Source organism: Streptomyces sp. WAC07094, from assembly GCF_036320405.1.
GTDB classification, from domain to species: domain Bacteria; phylum Actinomycetota; class Actinomycetes; order Streptomycetales; family Streptomycetaceae; genus Streptomyces; species Streptomyces lannensis.
In genome coordinates this window covers 5,194,758-5,206,873 of sequence record NZ_JAVMJZ010000001.1, presented here as the reverse complement: position 1 = coordinate 5,206,873, position 12,116 = coordinate 5,194,758, and the positions used below count along the sequence as shown (strand labels likewise).

The following is a 12,116-nucleotide window of genomic DNA, read 5'->3' as shown; positions in this document are numbered from 1 at the left end:
TCCCTCGCGCTTGCACTTTGGCAACAGCGTTGCGAAAGTAGGGGGCATGACTGGCACAGCCCCTGGTACTGACACCCCTCTCCGCGTGGGCCTGGTCGGCTACGGCCTCGCGGGCTCCGTCTTCCACGCCCCGCTGATCTCCGCGACCGAGGGCCTCGTCCTCGACACGGTCGTCACCTCGAACCCCGAGCGGCAGAAGCAGGCCCGCACGGAGTTCCCCGACGTGCGCACCGCCGCCACCGCGGACGAGCTGTGGCCCCGGGCCGACGAGCTGGACCTGATCGTCGTGGCCTCCCCGAACAAGACGCACGTCCCGATCGCGACGGCCGCACTGGAGGCCGGTCTGCCGGTCGTGGTCGACAAGCCGATCGCGGGCACGGCGGCCGACGCGCGCGAGCTGGCCGGGCTGGCCGAGGCACGCGGCCTGCTGCTCTCCGTCTTCCAGAACCGCCGTTGGGACAACGACTTCCTGACGCTCCGCAAGCTGCTGGCGGAGGGCGAGCTCGGCGACGTCCTGCGCTTCGAGTCCCGCTTCGAACGCTGGCGCCCCCAGCTCAAGGGCGGTTGGCGTGAGTCCGGCGACCCGGCAGAGGTCGGAGGTCTGCTCTACGACTTGGGCAGCCATGTCGTCGACCAGGCGCTGGTCCTCTTCGGCCCGGCCGCCTCCGTGTACGCCGAGTCGGACGTCCGCCGTCCCGGCGCGGAGACCGACGACGACACGTTCATCGCGATCACGCACACCAGCGGCGTCCGCTCCCATCTGTACGTCTCCGCCACGACGGCCCAGCTCGGCCCGCGCTTCCGGGTGCTCGGCTCCAGCGCCGGTTACGTCAAGTACGGGCTCGACCCGCAGGAGGCCGCGCTGCGCGAGGGCCTGCGCCCGGGACCCGGCTGGGGCCAGGAGCCCGAGCCGCTGTGGGGCCGGATCGGTGCCGGCGAGTCCCCGCTCACCGGCGGCGGCGACCCCGTGCCGACCCTCCCCGGCGACTACCCCGCGTACTACGCGGCGATCGCGAAGGCCCTGCGCGAGGGCGGCCCGGTCCCGGTCACCGCGCACGAGGCGGCCTCGGCGCTGGACGTCCTGGAGGCGGCCCGCCGCTCGGCCCGCGACGGTGTGGTGGTGACGCTGTGAGCACGGCACCGGAGATCGAGGAACTCGAAGCCCAGGAGCGGCGCCTGACGCTCGCCCGCTTCACCCACGACGACGCCTGGTCCCTCGGCACCCTGCTGGTGGAGCTGGCACGGGCCCGCAAGGCGCCGGTCGCGATCGACATCCGTCGCGGCGGGCAGCAGCTCTTCCACGCGGCGCTGCCGGGCTCGACACCCGACAACGACGCCTGGATCGACCGCAAGCGCCGCGTCGTCGAGCGCTACGGCTGCTCCTCCCTGCTGGTCGGCTCCCGCTTCCGGGCGAAGGGCACGACGTTCGAGGAGTCCTCGCGTCTGGACGCCGACACCTACGCGGCACACGGCGGTGCGTTCCCGATCGCGGTCGAGGGCGCCGGAGTGATCGGGACCGTGGTGGTCTCGGGTCTGCCCCAGGTGGAGGACCACGCCCTGGTGGTGGAGGCGCTGGAGAAGTTCACCGAGCTCCGCTAGGGGCCCGGGGAACCGCGCGAGCGGCCGAGCTGCCGTATTCGTCCGGCCTGCCGCACACGCGCGGTTCCCCGCCCCGGCGCAGTCGCTACGCGTCCTTCAGCTCCTGGCGCTGCCTGCCGAGCCCCTCGATCTCCAGCTCGACGACGTCCCCGGCACGCAGATAGGGCTTGGGGTCCGGCTGCCCGAGCGCGACACCCGCCGGCGTACCGGTGTTGATGACGTCACCCGGGTACAGCGTCATGAACCGGCTGACGTACCGCACGACTTCGGCGACCGGGAAGATCTGCTCGGCCGTCGTCCCGTCCTGCTTCAGCTCGCCGTTGACCCAGAGCTTGAGCGACAGTCCCTGCGGGTCGGGCACCTCGTCCGCGGTCACCAGCCACGGCCCGAGCGGGTTGAACGTCTCGCAGTTCTTCCCCTTGTCCCACGTCCCGCCGCGCTCGATCTGGAACTCGCGCTCGGAGACGTCGTGCGCCACCGCGTACCCGGCGACATGCGCGAGCGCCTCCTGCTCCGACTCCAGGTAACGGGCGGTACGGCCGATGACGACCGCCAGCTCGACCTCCCAGTCGGTCTTGGTGGACCCGCGCGGCACGAGCACGGTGTCGTGCGGCCCGACCACCGTGTCCGACGCCTTGAAGAAGATGACCGGCTCGGCGGGCGGCTGGGCGCCGGTCTCGCGGGCGTGGTCGTGGTAGTTGAGCCCGATACAGACGATCTTGCCGATACGGGCGAGCGGCGGTCCGATGCGCAGCCCGTCCGGATCCAGTTCCGGCAGCTCGCCCGACGCGGCGGCGGCGCGGATCCGGCCGAGCGCCGCGTCGTCGGCGAGCAGAGGTCCGTCGATGTCCGGGACGAGACCGGACAGGTCCCGCAGGGTCCCCTCGGCGTCGAGCAGCGCGGGGCGCTCGGCCCCGGCCGTACCGACTCGCAGCAGCTTCATGATCACAATCTCCCTCGATCGCGGCATCCCGGCCGATGGACACGGCCGAGTGCGGCTGGCCCCAGCCATCGGAGGACTGGTCGATCCTCCAAGGTCGACGTCCAGTCCGCAATACCCGGTTCACGGACTGGACCGCACCGCCGGGCGGTCAGCGGTACAGCAGCGTCCGCTCGAGCGCGCTCCATGTCGTGCTCGTCACCACGTACAGCGCGGCGGCCAGCGGCACCACCGCCACGGTGACGAGGGTGAAGAAGGACAGGAACGGCGCGACCCGGGTCACCGCCCCGAGTCCGGGAACCTGTCCGGCCTCGCCGGCCGGGGCCGGGATCGCGTCCGTCGTCCGCTTCGTACGCCGGTAGTTGTAGGCGGCGACGGCCGCGACGAGCCCGAACAGGGCGAGGTAGACGAGCCCGGCCGGTCCGAAGGGGCCGCCGTTGCCGAGCGCGTCGGCCCACCGGTCGCCGAGCGGCGCGGCGAAGAGGCTGTGGGTGAGCAGGTCGTTGCCCTCGCCGCCGATCGTCGTGCTCGAGAACAGGTGGTAGAGCAGGAAGAAGGCGGGGATCTGGAGCATGCCGGGCAGCGGGGAGACGTTCTCCCGCGCGTGCAGCTCGGCCACCGCCTTCTGGAACTTCTCGGGGCTGCGGGCGTGCTTCGCGCGCAGCTCGGCGATCTTCGGCTGGAGTCCGGCGCGTGCCCGCTGTCCGCGTGCGGCGGCCCGGGACAGAGGGTGGACGAGCAGTCGTACGAGTGCGGTGAACAGGACGATCGCGGCGGCCGCCGCGGAGGCGTGGAAGAGCGGCTGAAGCAGGCCGGCCAGCCGGTCGACCAGATCGGCGAACACGGACATGAAGGTGGACATGGGTGAGCCCTCCGGGGGTCTCGTCGTGCCGGGTGTGAAGAGGTGTCGGCATGACGACCCGCGTGAGGTCACACAGGTGGGCGTACGGAACGGACGAGTGTGTGCCCTACGCGGCGGTCGCCGGAAGGGCACGGCCCGGTGCCCGCGGTCGCGTACGGCCCCGGGCGTCCGGGTCCCGCTGCGGCAGGAACGCCGTACGGTGCTCGCGGTCGCGGATGGCCGTGCGCACCCGGGTCGGCGGCACGACGGGGGCGCTGCGGGCGGCGATCAGCGCGCAGACGGCCAGAGCGGCACCGGCCGCGGCGGTCGCGGCGAAGGCGACGGCGGCGGACAGGCTGCCGGTGTCGAGGAGGGCGACCTGGAGGAGCAGGATCAGCAGCACGACGGTGGGGCGCGGATTCACCGGCATCCGGACCATGGACCGCTCTCCCTCCCCGACCGCTCGCGCCGTCCCGACGGCTGGTGTCCGTTATACAGGCTCGGTCTCCAGCGGCTGCAGCAGCCTCTTCGGCTTCAGCAGCGCACGGCTGACCGGATCGGCCGGGTCCCGGTCGAGTCCGGGTCCCGGCATCAGTTCGACGTCCGCGACCGGTACGACGGTTCCACAGGCCGGGCATTCGCCGTAGGGGCCCAGCTCCTCCTCGGTACCGCAGACGGCGTGCCGAAAGGTGCGCAGGTCCGGCTTGTTCAGGAAGTCGCGGCCCCACAGACCGAGCGCCCGCAGGGTGGGCCACAGGGCGAGGCCGCGGGCGGTCAGGACGTACTCGTCCCGCGGCGGTGACTCCTGGTAGCGGCGCTTGTCCAGGATCCCCTCGGCGATGAGGGTCTGGAGGCGGGCGGCCAGCACAGCACGCGGAATACCGAGGTGGACGAGGAAGTCGTTGTAGCGACGCACGCCGTAGAACGCGTCACGCACGACGAGCAGCGTCCATCGCTCGCCGACGACCTCCAGCGCACGCGCGATGGAGCACTCCTGCGTCGCGTAGTCCTTGCCAAGAGCCATGCACTCCACTGTAGCCAGCTCCCGACCAGTTGGTTCGGTGACCGAATCGACTTTTCCAAAACTTGGTTCAATGAACGAACCCACGCCTGCTACGGTCATGCTCAGCAAGGTTCAGTGAACGAACCTGACTGTCCAACCACACACCGTTGAACACCTGTCGGTCGAACCCTGAACCGACCAGCCCCGGAAAGGGCAGGCCATGCCACAGCTGGAACGCACCCCACGGACCGTCGCCGCCACCGGCACGGCCCCCGAGACGCCCCGGGCGACCCCCACCCTCGCCCTGACCAGCGCCGCCACCGCGGTGGCGCTGATGACGTACACCGCGCCGGCCGTCTCGCTTCCCGGCATCGCCGCCGATCTGCACACCGGGGTCTCCGCGCAGGCCTGGCTGCTCAACGGCACCCCCCTGGGCCTGGCCGCCCTGCTCCTGGTGGCCGGCAGCCTCGCCGACGACTACGGCCGCCGCCGGATCTTCGTGGCGGGCACGATCGCCCTCGGCATCACCACCGTGCTCGGCGGCTTCACGACGTCCACCCTGCTCTTCACGCTGGCCCGCATCGCCCAGGGCGCGGCGAGCGCGGCGATCCTCGCCAGCAGCCTCGGCCTGCTGGTGCAGGCCTTCCCGACCCCGAAGGGGCGGCTGCACGCGACCGGTGTGTGGGGTGCCTTCGTGAGCGGCGGCATTGCGGTCGGCCCGCTGGTCGCCGGGGCGCTGCCCGGCTGGCGGACGACATACCTCGTCCTCGGCGCCGTGACGCTCCTCGTGGCGGCCCTGTCCGCACGCGCCCTCACCGAGTCCCGCGCCCCGCGCGGCGGCCGCCCGGACCTGGTGGGCGCCCTGGTCTTCAGTCTCGCCCTGGTCGCCCTGGTGGCGGCGCTGACACTGGGCCGCGACGGCTGGCTGCGCACCCCGGTGGCGCTGCTGTTCGCGGCGGCCGTCGTCCTGATGGCGGTCTTCGCCCTGGTCGAGCACCGCAACCGCACCCCGATGATCGACCTCTCCCTGCTCCGGCGCCCGCGCTTCCTGGGCTCCGCGGTGGGCGGTCTGTTCACGGGCCTCGCGGTACTCGGCCTGTTCACCTTCCTGCCCACCCTGCTCCAGCGGACCCTCGGCCTCTCCCCGCTCGACACGGCCTGGCTGTTCCTGCTCTGGTCCGGACTGTCCTTCGTGGTCGCGCTCCAGGCCAAGCGCCTGGCCGGGCGGATCTCGTCGCGCCACCAGCTGGCCCTCGGCTTCGCGCTGCACGCCGCGGCCGTCCTGACCATGCTCGGAGCGGTCGGCTCGGGTTCCTGGACCCGCGTGCTGCCGGGTCTGGTGATCGGCGGTGTGGGCAGCGGGCTGCTCAACGCCGCGCTCCCGCTGGTCGCCGTGCAGTCGGTCCCCGCCGAACGGGCCGCGATGGGCTCGGGCGCCCAGCAGACGTTCCGCTACATCGGCTCCTGCGCGGGTGTGGCCCTCACCATCGCCCTGGTGACCTCCGGCGGCGGCTCCCTGGCCCATGGCGCGAACGTCGCCGCGGTCGTCTCGGCGGGGCTGGCCGTGGTGGGCGCACTGGGTGTGCTGGTGCTGCGCGAGCGCTCGTAGCGGTCACCGGGGGCGTGCGGAGGCGAGCACGCCCCACACCACGAGCCGGTACCGGGAGGTGAACTGCCGGGTGCAGGTCGTCAGGGTGAGGTAGTGCCCGCGACGGTCGTACCCGTGGGAAGGACTGACACGGCTGCGCGGCACCGGCGCGATGACGCCTCCGTCCGCCGCCGAGGTCCGGGGCAGCACCTGGTCGACGACGCACGTGTACGTCGTCGACCGCGTCTCCACGACGACGGAGTCCCCGGGCCGCAGCCGGTCGAGGTGCCGGAAGGGCTCTCCATGGGTGTTGCGGTGCCCGGCGACCGCGAAGTTCCCCGCCCGCCCGGGCTGGGCGGTGCCCGGATAGTGGCCGACGTACCCCTTGTCGAGCACACCGGTCTTGCTGACGCCTTCGGCGACGGGGGCGCGCAGGGAGAGCCGGGGGACGGCGAGGACGGCATAGGCCTGGGAGCGCCCGGGACGCGCGGCGACCGCATGCCGCCGTTGCGGCGGGGTCCCGGCCGTCCCGTTCACGGCATCGGACGTCGCCCAGGCGCCGATGTCCCCGGACCCGCTCGGGCCCTCGGGCCCGCCCCACTCCCGCTCCAGCGCCCGCACCTTCCGCTCGGCCCCCTGCCGCGCCTCCCGGTTGGTCCACCACAGTTGGTGCACGACGAGCAGCATGAGCACGACGCCTACGGTGACCAGCAGTTCGCCACCGGCACGGACGAAGCGGTGGCGCACGGCGCGGCGCCGCAGTGCGGCGTGGTGGACCACGGGGATGCGCATGGCGCCGGACGATAAGGGGTGGGGCACCAAGTAGCCATGAGCGTGCGGAGGTCGGCGCTCTCCATCACAGCGTTGCCACGCGCCGCCGGTGCGGGCCCCGGACGGCCGAGGCCCGTACCGCCACACCGCTGAAACGGCCGGCGGTCACGGGCGGGTGGACCACCGCCCCGGCCCGGACATTGGCCTCACGCGATGCCCTTGACCTCGGGCGAGCAGTCGGGGGTCGTGTTCCTGTCCTTGATCGCGCAGACGACCATCAGGACCTTCTTGCGGCTCGGCGGGCTCTCCCCGCCGCCCCTGGCCTGGGAATCTCTCTCCTTTCCCGGTCGGCGGCAGTACGGTGTCCCCCATGCGCCCCGACACGCCTGCCGAGAACGTCGACCACAACGCCGAAGCAGCACGCCTGGAGCGGGCTGCCGGACTGTATCCCGAGGACGCGGAACACCTGCTGCTGCAGGCCGCGGCCCATCTGGAACTGGCCGGCGACCGCCCCGGGGCGACCACGCTGTACGACCGGCTGCTCTCGTCCTCCGAGCCGCTCGAGAACCCCCACCTCGTACGAGCCCTGAAGGCGTCGAACCTGTGGGAGTACGACCACGAGGCGGAGGCACGGGCGATCATCGACGGGCTCCGCGCGACCTCCCCCAGGCATCCGGCGCCCTGGCTGATCATCGCGGAATCCCTGGAGTCGCACGACGAGCTGGAGGCGGCCGAGGCGACGTTCACCGAGGGGCTGACGCTGCTGCTCGCCGGCCACGCGGAGCCCCCGCACGCCACGCACCCGCTTCTCTACGGCCGCCACCGGGTCCGCCGCATGCTGGGTGCGGCGCACGACGAGTGGGACGGGCTGGCGGACACACTCCACTCCTTGCCGGTCTCCCTGGACGAGCTCCACGACCCCAAGCGGATCTGGTCTCTCGGCTCGGACAACCCCGCGGAGCTCCAGGCGGAGATCGGCCGCCTGCGGGCGGAGCTCGGCGCGTACCGGGAGGCGCTCTCCCGCCCGTTCCCGGTGGCGATCCTGCACTGGCCGGAGACCGAACTGCAGGAGCTGGTCTCGGCGTACCCCACGCTGGCCACCGAGTACCCCTCCCGCGAGGAGCACCTGGCGACGATAGAGGAATCACTGCGGGAACTGGCCGCCTCCGGCACGCCGAACCTGGGCATCGTGACGGGCACGGTGCCGTCGTACGAGGCGTTCGCGGCGTCGGAGAGCGCGTCCCCGGCGGAGATCACGCTGCTGCCCCAGTACGCGACGACACTGGCGGCCCGCGGCCGCGCGGTCGCCTGGCCGCCGGAGCGGGGGGCGGGGTGCTGGTGTGTGTCGGGGCGGGTTTATGAGGAGTGCCACGGCGAGGGATGACCTGCCGCACCGCGTGGTGGGTCCCAGCCCCACGGCAAACACTGGGCCGGGGCCGACGGGCCGCCTCCCCCAACACGTAGTAACCCCGGGCCTTTGAGCCTCGGCGGCACGGCCAGATGGCAGTGTCAGTGCTCTCTGTTACACATGAGCACCGCCGTCCGAGCGATCGAGGGAGCCAGCGTGTCCGAGCAGGAGGTCCTGTCCCAGCCCCTCGCGGGTGTGTACGAGGAACTCATCACGCTGCGGTTCGAGCAGAGGCTGAAGGAACTTGCCGGCCTCGGCTGGCACCCGTTGAGCGACGCCGTCGGCCCCGAGTCGGTACCCCATGTCCTGGCGCGCCACGTGGGCGGGACGGTACGGCACGTGCTGGAAGGCCTGCCGCCAGAGGAGCGGGTGCATGCCGCCAACCACATCCTGGACTCCATCAGCACCCTTCAGGGGGCACAGGAGTGGGTGGATCTCGTGGCCACCGGTCCCCGTCAACTCCTGGCTCTGACCAAGCAGGAGGCTCCAGGGGTCTTCGCCGTCCGCCCGGCCACGCCCCTCTCCGACACCGCCCTGCTCACCAACTCCCCGGACGATCCCAGCCTCGGATTCGAGTTGCGCGCCGAGTTGGCTACCGCCGACCGAATCGACCTGCTCTGCGCATTCGTGAAGTGGCACGGGCTGCGGATCATAGAGCAGTCTCTCAGGGCAGCCCATGAGCGCGGCGTACCCATACGTGTCATCACGACCACCTACATCGGGGCAACCGAGCGGCGCGCGCTGGACAGGCTGGTGCGGGAGTTCAACGCCGAGGTGAAGGTGAACTACGAGACCCGGTCGACGCGGCTGCACGCGAAGGCCTGGCTCTTCCGTCGCAACAGCGGTTACGACACGGCGTATGTCGGCAGTTCCAACCTCTCCAAAGCCGCGTTGCTGGACGGCCTGGAGTGGAACGTCCGGCTGTCGTCCATCGCCACGCCTGACGTTCTGCGTAAGTTCGATGCCACCTTCGAGGCGTACTGGAGCGACGCGTCCTTCGAGACGTACGACCCGGCGACTGACGGGGACCGGCTCCAGGAAGCGCTGGCCGTTGCGGCAGGCGCCTCGTCCAAGACCGCATCGAACCGTGGCATCACGCTGTCTGGCCTTGAGGTACGGCCCTATCCACACCAGCGCGACATGCTGGAGCGGCTGGAAGTCGAGCGTGAGGTTCACGACCGGCATCAGAACCTCCTCGTCGCGGCGACCGGCACCGGCAAGACCGTCATGGCAGCGCTCGACTACAAGCAGTTGCGCAAGAAGCACGGCCGTGACCTGCGACTTCTGTTCGTCGCCCACCGCAAGGAAATCCTCGAGCAGTCACTCCGGACGTACCAGGATGTCTTGATCGACGCGAACTTCGGTGAGGAGCTCCACAGCGGAGAGATCCCGGAGCGCTGGACACACGTTTTCGCCAGCGTCCAGTCGCTGAATGCACGCGCCCTGGACCGGATAGCGTCTGATCATTTCGATGTGATCGTGATCGACGAGTTCCACCACGGCACATCACCGACGTATCGGAGGATCCTCGATCACTTCGAACCGCTGGAGCTGCTGGGGCTCACGGCCACCCCCGAGCGCATGGATGGCAAGAACATCCACGACGAGTTCTTCGAGGGCCGGATCGCTGCCGAGATGCGGCTGTGGGAGGCCCTTGAGAACGACCTCCTCAGCCCTTTCCACTACTTCGGCATCAGCGACAACACCGATCTGAGCGCTATTGAGTGGAAGCGTGGCGCATACGATCCCACCGCACTGAGCAACGTTCTGACCGGCAACGACGCACGGGCACGGCTGGTCGTGAGGGCTGTTGAGGAGAAGGTCGCCGATCCCAGGACCATGCGGGCACTCGGATTCTGCGTCTCCGTCGCACACGCCCACTTCATGGCGGAGTACTTCCGGAGAGCCGGCCTCACAGCAGCGGCCCTCTCGGGAGAGACGCCGCCCGTGGAACGCAAGCAGGCCCTCGCCGACCTCGCATCGGGGGCACTGCAGGTGATCTTTTCCGTCGACCTCTTCAATGAGGGTCTCGACATCCCCGACGTGGACACACTGCTCCTGCTCCGCCCGACCTCCAGTGCGACCGTGTTCCTTCAGCAACTCGGCCGCGGCCTGCGCCGCAGTGACAACAAGGCGGTTCTGACCGTGCTGGACTTCATCGGTCAGCATCGCAAGGAATTCCGGTTCGAGAACCAGTTCCGGGCCCTGACGAACCTGACGCGCAAACGCCTGCTGGACCACGTCGAGCGTGACTTCCCGCAACTTCCCTCGGGCTGCCAGATCATCCTGGAGGAGAAGGCGAAGCGAGCGATCATCGCCAACATCAAGGACCAGATCGGCGTCAACGTCACCGTGCTGGCCCGTGAGGTGGCCGACTACGCCCAGCCGAAGCTGAGCGACTACCTCTACGAGAGTGGGCGCGAGCTCAAGGAGCTCTACCGGGGCAATGGCAACTCATGGACCGGCCTGCTCCGGCGCTCCGGCCTGTTGAAGGGCGAGGTGCCGGAGGGAGAGGCAGCGCTCCTGAAGCGTGTTCCGGCCTTCCTTCACGTCGACGACCCCCTGCGTGTGGGCGCGTACACACGGATGCTGGAGGACGACGCCCCGCCCTACAGCTCTCTCGACGAGCAGCAGCAGGCCTATGCCCGCATGCTCTTCTTCCAGTTCTGGCCCCTGGGTGGCGTTACCCGCAAGGGGTTCCCGGACTACGACACCGGTTTTGCCGCACTCCGCACCCAGCACGCCGTGCGCAGCGAACTCCGGCAGGTACTGGAGTACAACCTCGCTCATACCGAGCACGTCCCGATTCCCCTCCTCGGAGTCGGCGGCCCGCACGGGGTACCCCTGACCATTCACGCCTCTTACAGCCGCGAAGAGATCCTCCCCGCGCTGGGTCAGTCCTTCATCGGTGGCTTTATGCCGGGTGACTTCCGCGAGGGTGTGAAGTGGTGCGAGTCCCTTTCAACCGATGCACTGCTCATCACCCTGGAAAAGGACGAGAGGGATTTCTCGCCGCAGACTCGTTACCACGACTACGCGCTGAACGAGACGCTCTTCCATTGGGAGTCGCAGAACCAGACGTCGGAGACGAGCCCTACCGGCATCCGCTACCAGCGTCATGCCATGGCTGGCAGTCACGTCCTCCTCTTCGTGCGCCGCTACAAGACGAACGACATCGGAGGGGCTCAGCCGTGGATGCTACTGGGGCCCGCTGAGTACGAGGGCCACAAGGGGAGCAAGCCGATGGCCATTACGTGGCGGCTCAAGCATGAGATCCCGGCGGATGTGTGGGCGTACTCGGCCATCGCGGCCGGCTGATCAACGGGACTGGGAAGGCCGAAGCACGCACGCGCAGGCCCGGTGGACAGCCCCCCGCGCAAGGTGGCGGCCGGCCTCCGGGCCAGGTGGGCGTCGTCGGTGGGCGCGCCGTCAGGCGAACTGCCCCGGCTGGTAGTCCCCCGCCGGCTGACGGACGATCACGTTCATGCGGTTGTAGGCGTTGATCAGGGCGATGAGGGAGACCAGCGCCGCGAGTTGGTCCTCGTCGTAGTGCTTCGCCGCGTCCGCCCAGGCCTCGTCCGGGACGCCGCCGGCCGCGTCCGCGATGCGGGTGCCCTGTTCGACCAGTTCCAGCGCCGCCCGCTCGGCCTCGGTGAAGACCTTCGCCTCCCGCCAGGCCGCGACCATGTGGAGGCGCTGCGCGGTCTCCCCGGCGGCCGTGGCGTCCTTGGTGTGCATGTCGGTGCAGAAACCGCAGCCGTTGATCTGGCTGGCCCGGATCTTCACCAGCTCCTGCGTCGCGGCCGGCAGGGTCGAATCGGTGATGACCTTGGCCGCCGAGTTGATGTACCGCAGGAACTTGCCGGCGACGGGGTTGGTGTAGAAGTTCAGTCGCGCTTCCATGGTGATCTCCTCGCTGTTTTGATGGTTGCACAGCACTGACGGAGCGGCCCGGTGGTGATGTGA

Annotated in this window: 11 protein-coding genes; 5 read left to right on the top strand and 6 right to left on the bottom strand. The window is 70.2% G+C overall.

Translation table 11 applies throughout. The features are described from left to right. The first annotated feature begins 46 nt into the window (after nt 1-46). Both RCR19_RS23040 and RCR19_RS23035 read left to right on the top strand, forming a co-directional pair. Nucleotides 47-1,132, top strand: a complete 1,086-nt coding sequence (locus RCR19_RS23040) for a Gfo/Idh/MocA family oxidoreductase (protein WP_331266841.1) — start codon at nt 47-49, stop codon at nt 1,130-1,132. Continuing rightward, the gene (locus RCR19_RS23035) at nt 1,129-1,599 is read left to right on the top strand and encodes a heme-degrading domain-containing protein (protein WP_059127712.1); all 471 of its coding nucleotides are present in this window, start codon (nt 1,129-1,131) and stop codon (nt 1,597-1,599) included. The genes RCR19_RS23040 and RCR19_RS23035 overlap by 4 nt, the downstream gene beginning before the upstream one ends. Before the next feature lie 85 nt (nt 1,600-1,684). On the opposite strand, the gene RCR19_RS23030 is transcribed toward RCR19_RS23035, so the two are convergent. The 4 genes from RCR19_RS23030 to RCR19_RS23015 all read right to left on the bottom strand — a co-directional run bounded on the left by RCR19_RS23030 (nt 1,685) and on the right by RCR19_RS23015 (nt 4,404). Further along, complete coding sequence (locus tag RCR19_RS23030) at nt 1,685-2,542, bottom strand: fumarylacetoacetate hydrolase family protein (RefSeq protein ID WP_331266840.1); 858 nt, start codon at nt 2,540-2,542, stop codon at nt 1,685-1,687. Nucleotides 2,543-2,690: 148 nt separating this feature from the next. After that, nucleotides 2,691-3,389 carry a membrane protein insertase YidC gene (gene yidC, locus RCR19_RS23025; RefSeq protein WP_331269528.1) on the bottom strand — a complete coding sequence of 233 codons (699 nt, stop codon included), beginning with the start codon at nt 3,387-3,389 and terminating at the stop codon, nt 2,691-2,693. A gap of 118 nt (nt 3,390-3,507) precedes the next feature. Continuing rightward, nucleotides 3,508-3,819: a DUF6412 domain-containing protein gene (locus RCR19_RS23020; RefSeq protein WP_331266839.1), complete on the bottom strand. Its 312-nt coding sequence runs from the start codon at nt 3,817-3,819 to the stop codon at nt 3,508-3,510. 51 nt (nt 3,820-3,870) lie between these two features. Continuing rightward, entirely contained in the window at nt 3,871-4,404 is a 534-nt protein-coding gene (locus tag RCR19_RS23015) for a helix-turn-helix domain-containing protein (RefSeq protein ID WP_331266838.1), read from the bottom strand. Nucleotides 4,405-4,603: 199 nt separating this feature from the next. Between RCR19_RS23015 and RCR19_RS23010 the strand changes: the two genes are divergently transcribed. After that, nucleotides 4,604-5,992, top strand: a complete 1,389-nt coding sequence (locus RCR19_RS23010; RefSeq protein WP_331266837.1) for an MFS transporter — start codon at nt 4,604-4,606, stop codon at nt 5,990-5,992. 3 nt (nt 5,993-5,995) lie between these two features. Here RCR19_RS23010 and RCR19_RS23005 read toward each other — a convergent pair whose 3' ends face one another. Continuing rightward, complete coding sequence (locus RCR19_RS23005; RefSeq protein WP_331266836.1) at nt 5,996-6,763, bottom strand: class E sortase; 768 nt, start codon at nt 6,761-6,763, stop codon at nt 5,996-5,998. Nucleotides 6,764-7,112: 349 nt separating this feature from the next. Here RCR19_RS23005 and RCR19_RS23000 point away from each other — a divergent pair, with 349 nt between their 5' ends. Both RCR19_RS23000 and RCR19_RS22995 read left to right on the top strand, forming a co-directional pair. Continuing rightward, the gene (locus RCR19_RS23000; RefSeq protein ID WP_331266835.1) at nt 7,113-8,126 is read left to right on the top strand and encodes a hypothetical protein; all 1,014 of its coding nucleotides are present in this window, start codon (nt 7,113-7,115) and stop codon (nt 8,124-8,126) included. A 180-nt stretch (nt 8,127-8,306) separates the two neighbouring features. Next, a complete protein-coding gene (locus RCR19_RS22995; RefSeq protein WP_331266834.1) occupies nt 8,307-11,468 on the top strand; it encodes a DUF3427 domain-containing protein in 3,162 nt (1,053 codons plus the stop codon). A gap of 111 nt (nt 11,469-11,579) precedes the next feature. Here the strand turns inward: RCR19_RS22995 and RCR19_RS22990 are convergent, their stop codons facing one another. After that, a complete protein-coding gene (locus RCR19_RS22990) occupies nt 11,580-12,053 on the bottom strand; it encodes a carboxymuconolactone decarboxylase family protein (RefSeq protein WP_059127719.1) in 474 nt (157 codons plus the stop codon). Nucleotides 12,054-12,116: the final 63 nt, after the last annotated feature.